This window comes from Haemophilus sp. THUN1692 (assembly GCF_059704395.1).
Genome location: NZ_AP046579.1, coordinates 877357 through 895819, shown reverse-complemented (window position 1 = coordinate 895819; position 18463 = coordinate 877357). Strand labels below are relative to the sequence as shown.

Below are 18463 nucleotides of genomic sequence, written 5' to 3'. Positions count from 1 at the left end.
ATAAGAAAAATATTGCGATTTTTAACCGCACTTTTAGAATAGGCACCAATATTTTGCCAATGTGTCAAAAAGGAAAAATAAATGAAACATTCCCACGAAGAAATTAGAAAAATTATCCCTGAAATGCGTCGAGTGCAACAAATTCATTTTATTGGAATTGGTGGCGCGGGAATGAGTGGTATTGCTGAGATTTTATTGAATGAAGGCTATCAAATCTCTGGCTCAGATATTGCTGACGGCTTAGTAACGCAACGTTTAACTCAAGCGGGAGCAAAAATCTATATTGGCCATGCAGAAGAACATATTGAAGGTGCCAGTGTTGTTGTCGTATCTAGCGCAATAAAAGATGATAACCCTGAATTAGTTGCAGCGAAACAAAAACGCATTCCAGTGATTCAACGAGCACAAATGTTGGCTGAAATCATGCGTTTTCGTCATGGTATTGCTGTTGCAGGGACACATGGGAAGACGACGACAACTGCTATGATTTCCATGATTTACACCCAAGCAAAACTCGATCCAACATTTGTTAATGGTGGTTTGGTGAAATCTGCAGGTAAAAATGCACATTTAGGTGCTAGTCGTTATTTAATTGCAGAAGCGGATGAAAGTGACGCCTCGTTTTTACATTTGCAGCCAATGGTGTCTGTTGTAACCAATATGGAACCAGATCATATGGATACTTACGAAGGTGATTTCGAAAAAATGAAAGCCACCTATGTGAAGTTCCTGCACAATTTACCCTTCTATGGTTTAGCAGTGATGTGTGCAGATGATCCTGTATTAATGGAACTTGTGCCAAAAGTTGGTCGCCAAGTGATTACATATGGTTTTAGTGAACATGCAGATTATCGCATTGAAGATTATGAACAAACAGGTTTTCAAGGTCATTACACAGTGATTTGCCCAGATAATGAGCGTATTAATGTGCTGTTAAATGTGCCAGGAAAACATAATGCGTTAAATGCAACGGCTGCACTTGCTGTAGCCAAAGAAGAAGGTATTAGCAATGAGGCTATTTTAGAAGCACTTGCTGATTTCCAAGGTGCAGGTCGTCGTTTTGATCAGTTAGGTGAGTTTATTCGTCCAAATGGTAAAGTGCGTTTAGTTGATGATTATGGTCATCACCCAACAGAAGTGGGCGTAACGATTAAAGCCGCACGGGAAGGATGGGGAGATAAACGTATTGTTATGATTTTCCAACCGCATCGTTATTCTCGTACCCGTGATTTATTTGATGATTTTGTACAAGTGCTTTCACAAGTGGATGCATTAATTATGCTTGATGTGTACGCAGCAGGAGAAGCGCCGATTGTTGGAGCTGATAGTAAATCTCTTTGTCGTTCCATTAGAAATTTAGGAAAAATTGATCCAATCTTGGTTTCTGACACCTCACAATTAGGCGACGTTCTTGATCAAATTATTCAAGATGGCGATTTGATTTTGGCGCAAGGTGCGGGTAGCGTAAGTAAAATCTCTCGTGGCTTAGCTCAATCTTGGAAAAATTAAGACGTTTATAAGTAGATTTTAGAAATTTGAGATAGCCTTATCTATTAATTAAGGACATCAGAATAAGATATATAAGTAGGATAAAATGAATTTAAAACAAGAAAAAATTGCAGTGTTATTAGGCGGAACATCCGCTGAGCGTGAAGTTTCTCTCAATTCAGGTAAAGCGGTATTAGAGGCTTTATTAAATCAAGGTTATGATGCTCATCCTATTGATCCTAAAGAATATAATGTTGCTAATCTTAAAAAGGATGGCTTTAATCGAGTGTTTAATATTTTGCATGGCCGAGGTGGTGAAGATGGCACAATGCAAGGTTTATTAGAGCAAATTGGTTTACCTTACACTGGTTGTGGGGTGATGGCTTCCGCATTAACTATGGATAAAATGCGTACAAAAATGTTGTGGAAAGCATTTGGATTACCTGTAGCAGATATGGAAGTAGTAACCCGAGAAACCTTTTCTGAATTAGATGCTCAGGCTGTAGTGGAAAAACTAGGTTTACCATTAATGGTGAAACCTTCTTTAGAAGGCTCTAGTGTTGGATTAACTAAAGTTAAAGCAGCGGATGAGCTAAAAAGTGCGGTGGAATATGCACTTAAATTTGATAATACGATTCTGATTGAAGAATGGTTATCTGGCGATGAATTAACTGTGCCTGTATTGGATAGTCAAGTGCTTCCGGCTATTCGTATTGTTCCTGAAGGTGAGTTCTACGATTATAATGCGAAATATATTTCTGATAATACTCAATATTTCTGCCCTGCAGGCTTAATGTCTGAGCGCGAGCAAGAGTTAGCTATATTAGTGAAACGCGCTTATGATGCAGTGGGATGTCGTGGTTGGAGCCGTATTGATGTTATGTGCGATGAGAAAGGTGATTTTCGTTTAGTTGAAGTAAATACGAATCCAGGAATGACGAGCCACAGTTTATTCCCAAAATCTGCCGCAAGCGTGGGTATTTCTTTTGAACAGCTTGTTGTGAAAATTTTGGAGCTAAGTGTGTAATGAACATTCTGAAAAGGAAAACTCCACAGAATATTCGTTTTGGTGAACAAAAGCCTAAATATTATTTTCATATTCGGGCTTTCTTGGCTTTGCTTGGTATACTTTTTGCTCTTGGTATTTATTTTAATTGGCAAACTCTGCTAGAGAAAATGGATGATAAGCCTATTAGCGGTTTTGCATTGGCTGGACAAAAGATTTTTACCACGGATGCCGATATTAAGGAAAGCTTATTAAAAATGGGTTCTCTTAAAGGCTTTTGGGGGCAAGATGTCGAGCCAATTCAAGCTCAAATAGAAGCTTTACCTTGGGTTAAAAGCTCAATTGTGCGAAAAATATGGCCAAATCGTTTAAGTATTTGGATTACTGAATATCAACCAGTGGCATTTTGGAATCAGAATCAATTTGTTACTCAGGATGGCGTTGTATTCCAACTTCCAATTGAACGCTTAAAAGAAAATACTTTGCCTTATTTAGGTGGGCCTGATTATCAAAGTTTAAAAGTATTGGAAGCATGGAATCAGATTTATGCAGATTTTAAATCAAAAAATTTAATTGCAAAAGGCATGAATATTGATGAACGCGGTGCATGGCAAGTAACACTTGATAATGACATTGTGTTAAAGTTAGGTCGTGGAGAATGGAAATCTAAGCTTGAACGATTTGTCACGATTTATCCGCAAGTTGATGTTCCAGAAAATAAAAAAATAGATTATGTAGATTTACGATATGCGGCAGGCGCTGCTGTGGGTATGGCTGATAAATAAAAACTAGGTGCGAAAATGGTTAAAGGTGTGGAAGCTAAAACAATTGTAGGATTAGAAGTCGGTACGTCAAAAATTGTTGCCGTAGTGGGCGAGGTATTTCCTGATGGCGTAGTGAATGTGTTAGGTGTTGGTAGTTGCCCATCTAAAGGGATTGATCGTGGCAGTATCACCGATCTTGAAGCTGTCGTAAATTCTATTCAAAGAGCCATTGAAGCAGCTGAATCTATGGCTGATTGTCAGATTATGAGTGTAACTTTGGCAATTACTGGTGAACATATTCAAAGTTTAAATGAAAGTGGTTTTGTGCCAATTTCAGATAGCGAAGTAACACAAGATGAAATTGATTCTGCACTGCATACAGCGAGCTCCATCAAGTTGCCTGAAGGTTTATCCTTATTGCATGTGATTCCTCAAGAATATGCGGTGGATCGTCAGTTGAATATTAAAAATCCATTGGGTTTGCAAGGTGTTCGTTTAAAAGCACAAGTACATTTAATTGCCTGTCATCAAGATTGGCAAAACAACCTGAAAAAAGCGGTTGAGCGATGTGGTTTACAAGTGGATAAAGTCGTTTTTTCTGGTTTTGCAGCAACACATTCAGTATTAACCGAAGATGAAAAAGATCTTGGTGTTTGCTTGATTGATTTAGGTGCAGGCACAATGAATGTGATGGTTTATACAAACGGTGCATTACGTTTCAGTAAGGTTATTCCTTATGCAGGAAATATTGTGACTAACGATATTGCTCACGCTTGTACTATTTCGCGTGCAGAAGCTGAACGAATTAAAGTTAATTATGCAAGTGCATTTTATCCAGCTCGTTTGCACGGAGATAAAAAAATTGAAGTTGCAAGTATTGGTGGACGAGCACCCCGTTCATTAACAAAAAGTGATTTATCCTTAATTACATCAGCTCGCTACACGGAACTTCTAGGTGTTGTGAAAGACGAATTAGATAAATTAAAGGCTGAGTTGGAAACAAAACACGTGAAGTTTGAGCTTATTGCTGGCGTAGTCATTACTGGTGGTGGTGCGCAAATAGAAGATTTGAAAGAATGTGCATCTGATGTATTTAATTGCCAGGTACGTATTGGTAGCCCGCTGAATATTACTGGATTGACAGATTACGTGAATCGCCCTCAATATTCAACGGTGGTGGGGTTGTTACAGTATAACCATAGTAACAGTGATGATGATTTGATTTCAGGAAATGATGAATCTGATGACGGAGTACTAAAACAAATTTTGAATGGAATTAAAAAAATTATGGATAAAGTGCGGTCAGAATTTTGATTATTCTGATTTTTCATCTACAATAGAGAGAATTTAGGTTTTATATTGAGCCAGCTTATCTGGCCTTAACGGAGAACATCGATGTTATACCCAGAGTACCCTGAGTACGATAATTTTAATGAGTCCGGCGCACTGATCAAAGTCGTAGGTGTCGGCGGCGGTGGCGGTAATGCTGTAAACCATATGGTTATGAGTATGGTCAAGCAAGAAATGGGTGGAACTTATTTGGGTGAAAGCTCATTAACTTCAGAAGAGCATGGCCGTATTATTTTTTACGCTGTAAATACAGACGCTCAAGCATTACGCAAAAGTCAAGTTCAACAAACTGTACAAATTGGTGGAGAAACAACCAAAGGTTTAGGCGCTGGGGCAAATCCAAATATTGGTCGTAAGGCTGCGGAAGATGATCAGGAAGAAATTCGCAAAATGCTTGAAGGTGCGGATATGGTCTTTATTGCAGCTGGTATGGGCGGCGGTACTGGTACTGGTGCAGCGCCTGTTGTCGCAAAAATTGCTAAAGAATTAGGCATGTTAACCGTTGCTGTTGTAACCAAACCATTTGCTTTTGAAGGCAAAAAGCGTATGCAATTTGCAGAGCTCGGTATTAAAGATTTATCCCAATATGTTGATTCAATGATTATTATTCCGAATCAACAAATCCAAAAAGTTCTCTCTAAAAATGCTAAATTAATTGATGCTTTTGCTGCTGCAAACGACGTGTTGCGTAATTCCGTGATGGGAATTTCAGATATGATTACCTCTCCTGGTTTAATTAATGTGGACTTCGCTGATGTAAGAACGGTAATGTCCGTTCAAGGACAAGCTATGATTGGTTTTGGTTCAGCTGTGGGAGAACCTGGTGCGGGTAGAGCAGAAGAGGCGGCTCGTCTTGCGGTACGTAACGATCTTCTAGAAAAAATAGATCTTTCTAACGCTCAAGGTATTTTAGTTAATATTACTGCTGGAATGGATTTAGTTTTTGATGAGTTTAACATTATAGGTGAGACAATAGGTAGTTTTGCTTCTGAAGAAGCGACAGTTGTTGTTGGTACGAGTCTAGTGCCTGAGATGAGTGATGAAATTCGAGTGACTATTGTGGCAACAGGATTAGGGGAAATCGCCCCAACTGAGTCTGTTCAAGTGTTGTGTCTTTCTCGTCCAGTTGAGTCAGAAGGTACAGGTCGCGTAAATATTGTGCCTGATATACATACTCGTGAGCCAGTAGAAACTCAAAAAACTCCTGCGGAAGAATATCATCGTCCGTTGGATAAACCGATCACAGATCGTTTAGAAGCATTTAAGAAAAATAGTTTCTTTAATCCTGCACAACGTGAAGAGAATTAATTTAATTGGTTTTGAGAAATACCTGGAATATTAAGGTAGTAGAATGATTAAACAAAGAACATTAAAACAAAGTATTAAAGTAACAGGTGTTGGTTTACATAGCGGTAAGAAAGTGACTTTAACATTACGTCCGGCTATGCCAAATACTGGTGTTGTTTACTATCGTACAGATTTAAATCCTGCAGTGGCATTCCCTGCTGATCCTAATTCAGTACGTGATACAATGCTTTGTACCGCATTAATTAATGAGCAAGGTGTGCGCATTTCTACCGTTGAACATTTGAATGCAGCACTATCAGGTCTTGGAATTGATAATATTATTATTGAGGTTGATGCACCTGAAATTCCTATTATGGATGGTAGCGCGAGTCCATTTATCTATTTGTTGTTAGATGCTGGAATTGAAGAACAAAATGCGCCTAAGAAATTTATTTGTATTAAAGAACATGTTCGAGTTGAAGATGGTGATAAATGGGCTGAATTTAAACCTTACAATGGTTTTCGTTTAGATTTCACTATTGATTTTGATCATCCTGCTATTGGCAAAAATGTTCGTAATTATGTCATGGATTTCTCTGCTCAAGCATTTGTTCATCAAATTAGTCGAGCAAGAACATTTGGTTTTATGAAAGATATAGAATATCTTCAATCTCAAGGTTTAGCATTAGGGGGTAGCCTTGATAATGCTATTGTTCTTGATGATTATAGAATTTTAAATGAAGATGGCTTACGCTTTAAAGATGAACTTGTTCGTCATAAAATGTTAGACGCAATTGGCGATCTTTATATGGCTGGTTATAACATTATTGGTGATTTCAAGGCTTATAAATCTGGTCATGGTTTAAATAACAAGTTACTACGTGCTGTATTAGCAAATCAAGAAGCATGGGAGTTTGTAACTTTTGAAGATAAAGAACAAGTACCGCAAGGATATGTTGCGCCTGTTCAAGTATTTATCTAATCATTTTATTTTTAAAAAAGCTATATTTCTGCTAGGAAGTATAGCTTTTTTATTTTCATCGCACTTTAAATGACTAATGCTTAAAAGTGCGGTTGGTTTTTCTTATTTTTTATAAGGGGATGCTATGAAGCTAGAATTATCTGAAATTCGCCAACAAATTACGCAAATAGATCGTAGTTTATTAAAATTGCTTTCTGAGCGTCATCGTTTAGCTTTCGATGTAGTGAGAAGTAAAGAGATCTCGCAAAAAGCTTTACGTGATGTAGAGCGAGAGCAGCAACTTTTACAAGAATTAGTTCAATTTTCAGAAAATGAGAATTATCAACTTGAACCACAATATATCACTTCAATTTTCCAAAAAATCATTGAAGATTCAGTATTGACACAGCAAGTCTATTTGCAGAATAAACTTAATGAACAACGTAATCAAAATTTACATATTGCTTTTTTAGGTAAGAGAGGTTCTTATTCAAATTTAGCTGCACGTAATTATGCTGCTCGTTATCAAAAACAATTTGTAGAACTAGGATGTCAGTCTTTTGAGCAAGTATTTGAAAAAGTGCAAAATGGTGAAGCAGATTTTGGTGTATTGCCTTTAGAAAATACAACATCAGGTGCTATTAATGAAGTCTATGACTTGCTCCAGCATACTGACTTATCATTGGTAGGCGAGCTGGCTTACCCAATTCAGCATTGTGTTTTGGTAAATGGCACGACTGAATTAAGTGAAATCGATACTTTATATAGTCATCCTCAAGTGATTCAACAATGTAGTCAATTTATACATAGTCTTGATCGAGTACATATTGAATATTGTGAAAGTAGTTCCCATGCAATGCAACTTATTGCAAGTTTAAATAAGCCGAATATTGCGGCATTAGGGAATGAAGATGGTGGTAAATTATATGGACTTAGTGTATTAAAAACTAATATTGCTAATCAAGAGAACAATATTACGCGTTTTATTGTCGTTGCTAAAGAACAGCGTGAGGTTTCACCACAGATACCAGCAAAAACATTATTGCTAATGACAACTTCACAGCAAATTGGCTCATTAGTTGATGCACTTTTAGTTTTCAAAAAACATCAAATTAATATGACAAAATTAGAATCTCGTCCAATTTATGGGAAACCTTGGGAAGAAATGTTTTATCTCGAAATAGAAGCGAATATCCATCATCCTGATATTCAGCAAGCTTTGGAAGAGTTAAAGAATTGTAGTAATTATCTAAAGATTTTAGGTTGTTATCCTAGCGAGATTGTAAAACCAGTTAATTTATAAGAAAGTGCGGTCAATAAAATTATTTTTGACCGCACTTTTTTATGCTTTTTTATTTCGTTCTAAAGATTTGTGCTGAATTTGGACGATTTTTCCTTTAGCTTGAAAATATTCACCTAACTGCTGGGCAATATAAACGGAACGGTGTTTTCCTCCTGTACACCCAATAGCAATAGTTAAATAGCTACGATTGTTTTTTTCTAACATAGGCAACCAAGTATCAATATAGTTACGAGTGAGGTAGATAAATTCATTCACCTGCGTGTGACTATTCAGAAATTCTGCTACTGGCGCATTTAATCCTGTCATTGAGCGTAATGTTGGATCCCAATGTGGGTTAGGTAAGAAACGTACATCGAAAACATAATCCGCATCTAAAGGAATTCCATATTTAAAGCCAAAAGATTCAACAACGATTTTTAGTTCTTTATCACTATTTCCTCGTAAAAATTCGCGTAGGCGTTCAGCAAGGGTATGAGTAGAAAGGTGGGTGGTATCAATAATAAAGTTTGCGTGTTGAATTAATGGCTCAAGGTAGCGATATTCTTCATCTATTGCAGCTTCAAGAGATAAATCTTTCAAGGAAAGTGGGTGCAGACGGCGTGAGTCGCTATAACGACGAATCAATGTGCCACGATCTGCTTCAAGGAAAATAATCTTTAATTGATGATATTTTTGTAAGGTATTTAGAGTTTGTTCAAGGGTATTGGTTGAATTAGGAATATTACGAATATCAAGGCTGATTGCGACCGAAGATTGGGATTGAGATAGAATATCAGTCAATTGAGGAAGTAAATCCAGGGGAATATTATCAACACAATAATATCCGGCGTCTTCTAATGCTCGTAAGGCTACGGATTTTCCTGCGCCAGAACGTCCACTAATAATGATAATTTCCATAATTCCCCCTTTAAATTATTCTTGCGTTTCTTCCAGCGAACTTTCAGCTCTATCTGAAATCTCAAAAACTTGCCAAATTTCATCCGCACTTTTGGCTGAACGTAATTGTTTTAACATATTTTTATCGGTAAGTTTTTCGATTAATGATGCCAATATAGGGATGTATGTTTCGCACTGATTATCTGGAATAAGTATAGCAAAGATTAAATCTACAGGTTTACCATCAAGCGAATCATAATTAATTGGGTTATCCAATTGCATAAACATAGCAATTGCTTTGTCACATACCTCAAGAGGTATTTTCGCCTTAGGCATTGCTATGCCATTTCCTAGCCCTGAGTTACCCAGTTTTTCACGCTCAAAAAGGGATTCAAAGCACGCTTGCTCACCTTTATCACAGTGAAGTTTTTCTTCTACAAAATGTGCGATAGATTCAAATAATCGTTTTTTGCTAGAAAAACTAACGCCCTGACGAATATTCTCAGGGCTTAATAGTTCAGTTATTTTCATTTTTATAATTTGAATTGTTCGCCAAGATAAACGCGTTTAACGTGTTCATCGTTCATAACTTGTTCTGGTGTGCCTGTTGCGATAATTTTACCTTCGCCAACAATATAAGCGCGTTCACATACATCAAGTGTTTCACGTACATTATGATCGGTAATCAAAACTCCTAACCCTCGGTTACGTAAGTCGGTGATAATTTTCTTAATATCGCTCACAGAAATTGGATCTACACCAGCAAATGGCTCATCTAATAGAATAAACTTGGGATTGGCAGCTAATGCTCGTGCAATTTCAACTCGACGACGTTCACCGCCAGATAATGACTGACCTAAACTATCTCGAATATGGCCAATATTAAATTCCTCAATCAACTCATCAGCCTTTTCTCGACGTTGTTGAGTGGTTAAATCTTTGCGTATTTCTAATACAGCCATTAGATTTTCATATACAGTCAAACGGCGAAAAATAGAGGCTTCTTGTGGTAAATAACCAATTCCACGTTGCGCACGATTATGCATTGGGAGTAAACTAATGTTTTCTCCGTCAATAATAATTTTGCCTTGATCTTGGCGAACTAACCCGACAACCATGTAGAAGGTTGTTGTTTTCCCAGCACCGTTTGGTCCAAGCAAACCGACAATTTCATTAGAGTTTACAGTTAAACTTACATCTGAAACAACTTTACGGCTTTTATAGCTTTTAGCTAAATTTTCAGCAGTCAGAATTGACATAAATTATTTCCCTTTAGCTTGTTGTAATTGCGATGGAATAAGGACTGTTGTTACACGTGATTTTCCATTGCCATTAGCTTTAAGTTGCTGTTTTTTCACATCGTAGGTAATTAGTTGTCCATTAATCTTACTATCAAATTGCTTTAATTCAGCATTGTCAGTTAATGTCAAAAATTCAGTACCAAGATCATAGTGAACTTTATTTGCTTTACCATCCACTGGCTTACCATTATCTAGCTTTTGATGGAATGTTACTGGAGTACCAAATGCTTCTACGGTTTCTTTTTTACCTGAATTTTCAGGTGGGCGCGTAATGACAACTTTATTTGCCTTGATTAAAATTGAACCCTGAGTAATTGAAACGTTATCAGTAAAAGTGACAACACTTTTTTCCATATCTAATGATTGATTATCAGAAACAATGTTAATTGGTTGATTCGTGTCATCTTTCAACGCTAAAGCAGAGAAAGAGGTCATGATTAATACAGCGAGTAAAATAATTTTATTGTTTGTTAATTTCATAATATGTTTTTACCTGTTCTTTTAATGTTGCAATTTGTTGGCGTAGATTGCCAACCATTTTTAAGCCTGTTGAGTTAAAATTTTGTCCATTTATTTTCACCATTGTATCTGATGAAATATCTTGAGTTTTTAAGTTAACCACGGCAACTTGAGTTTCGACTCTCTGTAAACGAGAAGTCGGTTCTAAACTTTCTGCAACGACATCACCTTCTAAATAAAGCATTTCATTTTTCGTCAATTTGGCTTTTTTGGCGCTAAGTTTCCAACTTTGTGATTCTAATAATTTTGCTGAATTATTTGATTTTTCAGCATTATTAGATGTAGAGACATCAAATAAGTACACCAAAGGCATTTCAAACTCAGTATGGCCATCAACTGTATAGTGTTTCACTTTGTCTGCAGTTGAGAGATATTGTTTCTTACCTTCAGGGGAAAACACCGTAGTTTCCATTTTATTTCCAATATAATCTGGACTATCTGGTTTTTTTACTAAGTTTGATAAATCAGGTTTATCGCTATTTAAAGAATAAAACCATCCCAGTGAACCGAGAGCGATAAGACCTAAAATTACATTCCAACGAATATTCATATTTTTAAATTTGTTACTCGAAAAGTGCGGATAAAAATTTAATATTTTTTAATCTTCTAACATCAATGCTTTGAGCATTTGATAAATTTCTCGATATGCTTTCGATGGTTTATTTTGCTCACGTTCTTTTTGTGCTGAACGAACAAGATTACGTAGTTGTTGACGATCTACATCTGGATAATCATTTAATAAATCGGTTAGAGCCATATCACCTTTTTCTACTAATTCATCCCGCACTTTTTCGATTTTATGCAGCATAGCCTGCTGTTGGTTATGTTTATTTTCGATTTTATCTAATGCTTCACGAATAGGCTCAACATTAATGCCTCGAAATAATTTACCGATATACTGTAATTGACGGCGACGAGCTTCTTTTTGTAAACGCTGTGTAAGTTCAATGGCATCAAGTAAGGATTCATCAAGTGGGATTTTCGCAAGATTGGCTTTGGTTAAATTTACAATTTTTTCACCAAGTTGTTTTAAATCTTCAGCATCGCGTTTGATTTCGCTTTTACTTACCCAAATAATTTCTTCTTGCTCTTCATCTTCCCAATTGAAAGCTTCTTTTTTCTTACGTTTTGCCATAATTTCTCTCAACTAAAATTTGGCGCGTATTTTAGCACAAAGTTTCAAAATAATATAAAATGCGACAAATTTTTAATGGGAAAAAATAATGAAAATAGCCGAAAATCAAACCGCACTTTTGAAAGCTCAAGAACAAGAATTACGTCAAGCAGTCAGCTTTGCTGTTGAATTAGCAACAAAATCAGGGGCGACTGCAGAAGTCGCCGTCACTAAAGTGAGTGGATTGTCAGTATCCACACGCTTGCAAGAAATTGAAAATGTTGAATTTACTAATGATGGTGCATTGGGGATTTCCGTTTATATGGGACAACAAAAAGGCAATGCATCAACATCAGATTTAAGTGAAGGCGCAATTCGAAACGCAGTGGAAGCCGCACTTGCTATTGCAAAGTACACTTCACCCGATGATTGCACAGGCCTTGCGGATAAGGATTTAATGGCTTTTGATGCGCCTGATTTAGAACTTTATCATGCTGCTGATATGGATGTTGATAAAGCAACAGAACTTGCACTTCAGGCTGAAAAGGCGGCTTTAGAGGCGGATGAGCGTATTATAAATAGTAATGGTGCAAGTTTTAATTCACATACAGGCGTGAAAGTGTATGGAAATAGTCATGGCATGTTGCAAAGTTATTTATCAAGCCGTTATTCCTTATCTTGTTCGGTTATTGGTGGTGTAGAAGATGCCTTAGAAAATGATTACGAATACACGATCTCTCGTGAATTCGATAAACTCCAATCTCCAATTTGGGTTGGCGAAAATTGTGCAAAGAAAGTTATTTCTCGTTTAAACCCTCAAAAATTGAGTACACGAGAAGTGCCAGTTATTTTCTTAAATGATGTTGCAACTGGTCTTATTTCTCATTTCGCCGCAGCAATAAGTGGTGGCAGTTTATATAGAAAATCGAGTTTCTTGCTCGATCATTTGGGTAAGCAGGTCTTACCTGATTGGTTCAATATCAGTGAGAAACCACATTTATTACGCCGTTTGGCTTCAACGCCTTTTGATAGTGAAGGTGTTCGTACGCAAGATCGTGAAATTGTTGAAGACGGGATATTACAAACTTATTTAGTGACAAGTTATAGTGGTAAAAAACTTAGTATGCCAAGTACTGGTCATGCTGGTGGAATTCACAACTGGCTTGTTAAGCCAAATTTGGCCGGTGGATTGACCGCACTTTTACGTCAAATGGGAACTGGATTGTTAGTAACGGATGTCATGGGACAAGGTGTCAATATTGTTACAGGCGATTATTCACGTGGTGCATCAGGTTTTTGGGTGGAAAATGGTGAAATTCAATATCCAGTTGCCGAAATTACTATTGCGGGCCAACTGCAAGATATGTTGAAGAATATGATTACTGTAGCGGATGATATAGAGCATCGTTCTAACATCCAAACGGGTTCTATTCTGTTAGATAAGATGAAAATTTCAGGAAATTAAAAAATATTTTTAAAATTGAGAATTATTCTTATTGACAATAACTAAATGTCTGCTACTATACGCACATCTGTTAAGCGATTGCAGGTTGCTCCAACAGGTAGAGTAGAAAGTAAATTCGTTAGGGTTCAAAAAGGCTGAAGGTTTAAACTTCAGCCTTTTTTTTGTAAAATAGCAAACGATTTTATCCCCTGTCATTTCATAAGGAAACACAATGAAAAAACACCACGTTGACGTTTTAATCTCAGAGAACGATGTTCATGCTCGTATTGCTGAATTAGGTGCTCAAATTACAAAATTTTATCAAGAAAAACAGATCGATAGCCTTGTTGTTGTAGGGCTTTTACGTGGTTCCTTTATGTTTATGGCGGATATCGTTCGTCAGATAAATTTACCTGTGGAAATTGAATTTATGACCACTTCAAGTTATGGCACAGGCATGACTACGAATCACGACGTTCGAATTACCAAAGATTTGGACGGCGATATAAAAGGTAAACACGTTTTAATTGTGGAAGATATTATTGATACGGGTTATACCTTGGAAAAAGTGCGTGATATTTTGAATTTGCGTGAGCCTGCTAGCCTTGCAATTTGTACTTTGCTTGATAAACCTTCTCGCCGTGAAGTGGAAGTGCCTGTTGAATGGGTTGGTTTTGAAATTCCTGATGAATTTGTGGTGGGGTATGGTATCGATTACGCGCAACGCCATCGTAATTTAGGCTATATCGGTAAAGTTGTTTTAGAAGAATAATTTGATTTTATTGAAAAGTGCGGTTGAAATTTTAAATGAATTTTTAACCGCACTTTTTATAACTTAAATCGATGAATAATTTGATTTGCTGAGCCCCGCCAAACTAAACTTGGGTCAGCCTGTTCTTGAATAAATTTCCCATCAATTAAGACATCAATATAAGGCAACATAGCACGTTGTTGTTCATCTAATTCATCTAGCTTATAACCCGTCCAAACCCAGATGTCTTTATCAGGACATTCTCGTTTTACGCGTTGCACAAAGGGCAATAATGTTTCTACGTTAAGGGGATGAAGTGGATCGCCACCTGAAAGCGTCAACCCTTGGCGTTTAATGCGAGTGTCTTTTAAATCATTGATGATTTGTTGTTCCATCGCTTCATCAAATAATACACCCGCTGAAAATGACCAACTTTTTTGGTTATAGCAACCTTTGCAAGCATGCGTACATCCACTGACGAAAAGTATGCATCTTGTACCTTCGCCATTGATAACATCGGTAGGGTAGTATTGGAGATAGTTCATTTCATAAAAATCCTAAAAATGTAGCTTAAATTCTCGCCAAATTCACCGCGCTTTTTAATTAATCTTTGCAATACGGCAGTAATTTCTGCATAATAGCGCGCAATCGCATTGCGATATCAATGGAAACCTTCTCGGTCTCTCGCAACGGTGTCTGGTTTACTCGGTCAGGTCTGGAAGGAAGCAGCCAAAGTCGGAATTACTGTGTGCCGAGAAGAAGCTGGGAAGGTTTCCGCCCAACTTTCTTTTCTTATACTCGCTCAATCAATCTTTTAAAGAAACCATTTTCTTTTGTGATTAAGCTATTGTAATCGCCTTCTTCGATTAATCTTCCGTTATCAATTACACAAATTTTATCGAATTGTTCAATTGAACTTAGACGGTGAGTGACCATAATTAGGGTTTTATTTTCGGCATGTTGCAAAATTAAACGTAAAATTTGACGTTCAGTTTCGCGATCTAAACCTTCTGTTGGTTCATCTAACAATAAAATTGGCGCATTATTGAGTAAAATACGTGCTAAACCTAAACGGCGTTGTTCCCCACCAGAAAGTGGACGACCGCCGTCCCCAAGCCAAAGATTTAAACCTTTTTCTTCTTGCTCAAGTAATTTGCTTAAACCAACTTGATGTAGCACTTCAATCATTTTTTCATCAGAAATTTCCTCCGCACTTGCAAATTGTAAATTTTGACGAAGCGTATCGCTAAATACGTGAACACGTTGAGTTAAAAAACAAATTTGTCGGCGTAATGTTTCTTCTGAATAGGCGGAAATGGGTTTTTCTGCCAATAAAAGCTCTTCTTGATTCGCATCATAATTGCGTACTAAAAGTTGAAGGAGTGAAGATTTTCCACTTCCAGTTTTGCCTAAAATAGCAATTCTTTGGCCTTGTTCTAAATCTAATGTAAGATTTTTTAATACAAGCGTTTCTTGCCCTGGATAGGAAAAACTTAAATCCTTCGCAGAAATTAACCGCACTTTTGTTTCAAATTCCTCATTACCATTAAACTCAACAAGCGGTTTTTGCTCAATGATTTCGGTTACACGCTCTGCTGCAGCAATCACTTGACCTATATGTAAAAATGCCGCACCCAATGGCATGATGATCTCAAAGGCTGCAAGTGCAGCAAAAGTGAAAAGTGCAATATAAGCCGTGTGGTATTCATCTGTGCCAAAATCGGCGTTACTTGCAAACCATAACATTCCAGAAATTAATAAACCATTTAGAAAAAGAACAAGAGCGGTAGAAAATCCGCTTAATTTGGCTTCTTTGGCTTGATCTTCCTGCCATGTTTTTTCTGTGGCTGACATTTTCTCTTTTAATTTATCTTCTGCATTAAATAATAAAAGCTCGGCTTGTGCTTGGATAAATTCTAAAAACTGGGTTCGATAGGTCGCGCGTGCTTGGATTAAGCGTTCACCAAATTGCTGTCCTAGTCGATAGAAAACAGTCGGGATAATGATTAATAAAATTAACAAAAATAAGCCTAAACCAAGTGCGAGTGGAATATTGACGAAGCTGAGTCCAATCGTCATGGCAATGATTACAAATGCAGCAGTGAAAAATGGCGCAAGTAAACGCAAATAGAGGCTATCAAGTGTATCCACATCGGACACTAAACGATTTAACAAATCGCTGTTACGATAACGATTTAATACCGCTGGACTTAAAGGAATGATTTTTTCAAATATTTGTACGCGTAATTTGGACAAAATGCGGAATGTTGCATCATGCGTCACTATTTTTTCAAAATAGCGCATGACGGTTCGTCCGATAGCTAAACCTCGCACACTGGCTGAAGGGTAGAAAAAGTTAAATAGCGTGCCTAGTCCTGCAATGGCTGTAGCAGCTAAAAACCAGCCTGAAACGGTAAGTAAGCCCATGCTGGATCCCAATCCTAAAATCATCAGCACCAAGCCTAAAATAAGAGGAAATTTGGCGAATTTAAATAAACGTATAAACGGAAGTAATGTGCGCATTATTGGATATCCTGTTGTCGTTGAGCGAGTAGTTCAGCAAAGAAACCTTCATGTTGTAATTCGGTAAATTTACCTTGCTGTACTATTTCTCCTCGTTGCATCACAAAAATTTGATCACATTGTTTCAAATCTTCAATTCGGTGGGTAATCATCAGCGTAGTTTGATGCTGGCTTGCTTCATTCAATGCTTGTAAAACAAGATTTTCTGATTGTGCATCTAAGCTTGCGGTTGGCTCATCGAGTAGAAGTAGATTGCCTTTGCGTAACAGTGCACGAGCAATGGCAAGGCGTTGAGCTTGACCCACAGAAACACCTAATCCACCATCCTTTATTTCGTGATGAAGTCCAAGTTTATCGGTAAATTCTTTCGCTTGAGAGCGTATTAACGCTTGATTAATTTCTTCATCGTTGGCTTGAATATTGCCAAGTAGTAAGTTTTCTTTAATTGTGCCTTGTAGTAACAATGGATTTTGTCCTACCCAGGCAATATGTTTGCGCCAGTCAGCTAGATTACTTTCGCGAAGTTCTTGCCCATTAATTTTGAGAGAGCCCTCATAAGGTAAAAAGCCCAAAATTACGTTCATTAATGAGGTTTTTCCTGCGCCGCTTTGTCCTACAAGCGCAACATTGTGATTTGCTGGAATTTGGAAGTTTAATGGCTTGGTTAATGCTGAACCCTGTGTCGAAAGCACCATTAAATTTTCGGCAGAAATTTCAACCGCATTTTCTAAAGAAATTGTTTTTTCATTTTGATGAACGGTTAAATAATCGGATTCTAAGAAATCAACAATGGCATCTGCTGCACCAATACCCGCTGCTCGGTCATGGTAATAAGCGCCCAGATCGCGTAAGGGTTGATAAAATTCAGGTGCAAGAATTAAACAAAAGAAACCTGTGAAAAGTGTAAGCGGTGCATTATAAGTACCAAATTCAATTTGACCTAAGTAGCTAAAACCAAAATAGACCGCCATCAGTGCAATGGAAATAGAGGTAAAAAATTCCAATACGGCAGAAGAGAGAAAAGCGAGTTTTAACACATCCATTGTGGTTTCACGGAAATCTTCAGTGGCATTTTCAATATGCTCCGTTTGTTCAGAAGTGCGGTTAAAAAGACGCAAGGTTTCCAAGCCGTGTAAGCGATCTAAAAATTGGGCACTGAGGCGAGAAAGGGTATCCATATTTTTTTGGCTGTTGTCAGCCGCAGCAATACCGACAATGATCATAAACATAGGAACAAGCGGTGCGGTAATCATTAAGATTAAGCCTGCAGCCCAGTTCAATGGAAATACAGCAATGAAAATAACGATTGGAACAATGGCTGAAAGACTTTGTTGAGGCAGAAAACGGGCATAGAAATTATGTAAGTTTTCTACTTGTTCCAACATAATGCTTGCCCAACTTCCAGCTGGTTTTTGATTGATTGTCGCAGGGCCGACAAGATGAATTTTATCCAGAATTTTTTGACGAATATGGTTGCGTAATAATTGTCCGCTTTGGAAACCTATTTTTTCGCGTGCCCATAAAATAATAGCACGCATCCCGAAGCCGATAATTAGCCCGAGAAAATAAGGAATAAGTTCATCACGAGGCACATTTTGCATAATCAGTTTATCAAGCAACGTTGCCAGAAAATAAGTTTGTGCAACTAAAATGAGTGCAGAAAGTGTAGCTAAGACAATGTTTGCGCGCATTAATTTTTTGATAGGTTCTTGTTGTGCGCGAAGCCATTTTTGTAAATATTTTTGGCGAAGTTTGTTCATAGTTTTATCGTGATAT

The 18463-nt window shown here is 37.3% G+C and carries 18 protein-coding genes and 1 other RNA gene; 10 read left to right on the top strand and 9 right to left on the bottom strand.

All coding sequences use genetic code 11. From position 1 onward, the window contains the following. Positions 1-81 precede the first annotated feature (81 nt). The 7 genes from murC (at position 82) to AC6H0A_RS04270 (ending at position 8159) form a co-directional block, all read left to right on the top strand. Positions 82-1509 (top strand): UDP-N-acetylmuramate--L-alanine ligase, encoded by a 1428-nt coding sequence (gene murC, locus AC6H0A_RS04300; protein WP_005643568.1) that lies wholly within the window; start codon positions 82-84, stop codon positions 1507-1509. 85 nt (positions 1510-1594) lie between these two features. Next, entirely contained in the window at positions 1595-2515 is a 921-nt protein-coding gene (locus AC6H0A_RS04295) for a D-alanine--D-alanine ligase (protein WP_005643570.1), read from the top strand. After that, a complete protein-coding gene (locus AC6H0A_RS04290) occupies positions 2515-3279 on the top strand; it encodes a cell division protein FtsQ/DivIB (RefSeq protein WP_005643573.1) in 765 nt (254 codons plus the stop codon). The genes AC6H0A_RS04295 and AC6H0A_RS04290 overlap by 1 nt, the downstream gene beginning before the upstream one ends. Positions 3280-3294: 15 nt before the next feature. Further along, positions 3295-4572, top strand: coding sequence for a cell division protein FtsA (ftsA, locus tag AC6H0A_RS04285; RefSeq protein ID WP_497512489.1), 1278 nt, complete (start codon positions 3295-3297; stop codon positions 4570-4572). A gap of 81 nt (positions 4573-4653) precedes the next feature. Next, positions 4654-5916, top strand: coding sequence for a cell division protein FtsZ (ftsZ, locus tag AC6H0A_RS04280; RefSeq protein ID WP_005643578.1), 1263 nt, complete (start codon positions 4654-4656; stop codon positions 5914-5916). 43 nt (positions 5917-5959) lie between these two features. Continuing rightward, entirely contained in the window at positions 5960-6877 is a 918-nt protein-coding gene (lpxC, locus tag AC6H0A_RS04275) for a UDP-3-O-acyl-N-acetylglucosamine deacetylase (RefSeq protein ID WP_005643581.1), read from the top strand. A gap of 124 nt (positions 6878-7001) precedes the next feature. Next, positions 7002-8159, top strand: a complete 1158-nt coding sequence (locus AC6H0A_RS04270) for a chorismate mutase (RefSeq protein WP_005635006.1) — start codon at positions 7002-7004, stop codon at positions 8157-8159. A gap of 39 nt (positions 8160-8198) precedes the next feature. Here the strand turns inward: AC6H0A_RS04270 and rapZ are convergent, their stop codons facing one another. From rapZ to yjgA, 6 genes are read right to left on the bottom strand one after another with little or no spacing between them, the layout of a single operon-like run. After that, the gene (rapZ, locus tag AC6H0A_RS04265; protein WP_005643587.1) at positions 8199-9056 is read right to left on the bottom strand and encodes an RNase adapter RapZ; all 858 of its coding nucleotides are present in this window, start codon (positions 9054-9056) and stop codon (positions 8199-8201) included. Positions 9057-9071: 15 nt separating this feature from the next. Then, the gene (ptsN, locus tag AC6H0A_RS04260; protein ID WP_005643590.1) at positions 9072-9566 is read right to left on the bottom strand and encodes a PTS IIA-like nitrogen regulatory protein PtsN; all 495 of its coding nucleotides are present in this window, start codon (positions 9564-9566) and stop codon (positions 9072-9074) included. Between the two features lie 2 nt (positions 9567-9568). After that, the gene (gene lptB / locus AC6H0A_RS04255) at positions 9569-10294 is read right to left on the bottom strand and encodes an LPS export ABC transporter ATP-binding protein (protein WP_005643593.1); all 726 of its coding nucleotides are present in this window, start codon (positions 10292-10294) and stop codon (positions 9569-9571) included. Positions 10295-10297: 3 nt separating this feature from the next. After that, positions 10298-10816: a lipopolysaccharide transport periplasmic protein LptA gene (lptA, locus tag AC6H0A_RS04250; RefSeq protein ID WP_005643596.1), complete on the bottom strand. Its 519-nt coding sequence runs from the start codon at positions 10814-10816 to the stop codon at positions 10298-10300. After that, complete coding sequence (gene lptC, locus AC6H0A_RS04245) at positions 10797-11405, bottom strand: LPS export ABC transporter periplasmic protein LptC (RefSeq protein ID WP_005643598.1); 609 nt, start codon at positions 11403-11405, stop codon at positions 10797-10799. The genes lptA and lptC overlap by 20 nt, the downstream gene beginning before the upstream one ends. 48 nt (positions 11406-11453) lie before the next feature. Next, positions 11454-11990 (bottom strand): ribosome biogenesis factor YjgA, encoded by a 537-nt coding sequence (yjgA, locus tag AC6H0A_RS04240; protein WP_005643600.1) that lies wholly within the window; start codon positions 11988-11990, stop codon positions 11454-11456. Positions 11991-12078: 88 nt separating this feature from the next. On the opposite strand from yjgA, the gene pmbA reads away from it, so the two are divergent. Next, positions 12079-13434: a metalloprotease PmbA gene (gene pmbA, locus AC6H0A_RS04235; RefSeq protein ID WP_005643602.1), complete on the top strand. Its 1356-nt coding sequence runs from the start codon at positions 12079-12081 to the stop codon at positions 13432-13434. 211 nt (positions 13435-13645) lie between these two features. Continuing rightward, positions 13646-14185 carry a hypoxanthine phosphoribosyltransferase gene (gene hpt / locus AC6H0A_RS04230; RefSeq protein WP_005627201.1) on the top strand — a complete coding sequence of 180 codons (540 nt, stop codon included), beginning with the start codon at positions 13646-13648 and terminating at the stop codon, positions 14183-14185. A 56-nt stretch (positions 14186-14241) separates the two neighbouring features. Here the strand turns inward: hpt and nrdG are convergent, their stop codons facing one another. Then, complete coding sequence (nrdG, locus tag AC6H0A_RS04225; RefSeq protein ID WP_005643606.1) at positions 14242-14709, bottom strand: anaerobic ribonucleoside-triphosphate reductase-activating protein; 468 nt, start codon at positions 14707-14709, stop codon at positions 14242-14244. Between the two features lie 128 nt (positions 14710-14837). Here nrdG and ffs point away from each other — a divergent pair. Beyond that, positions 14838-14936: signal recognition particle sRNA small type (gene ffs, locus AC6H0A_RS04220), an RNA gene on the top strand. A 20-nt stretch (positions 14937-14956) separates the two neighbouring features. On the opposite strand, the gene cydC is transcribed toward ffs, so the two are convergent. Both cydC and cydD read right to left on the bottom strand, forming a co-directional pair. Then, the gene (cydC, locus tag AC6H0A_RS04215) at positions 14957-16687 is read right to left on the bottom strand and encodes a heme ABC transporter ATP-binding protein/permease CydC (protein ID WP_005643608.1); all 1731 of its coding nucleotides are present in this window, start codon (positions 16685-16687) and stop codon (positions 14957-14959) included. After that, positions 16687-18447 carry a heme ABC transporter permease/ATP-binding protein CydD gene (cydD, locus tag AC6H0A_RS04210; protein WP_179230816.1) on the bottom strand — a complete coding sequence of 587 codons (1761 nt, stop codon included), beginning with the start codon at positions 18445-18447 and terminating at the stop codon, positions 16687-16689. The genes cydC and cydD overlap by 1 nt, the downstream gene beginning before the upstream one ends. Positions 18448-18463: the final 16 nt, after the last annotated feature.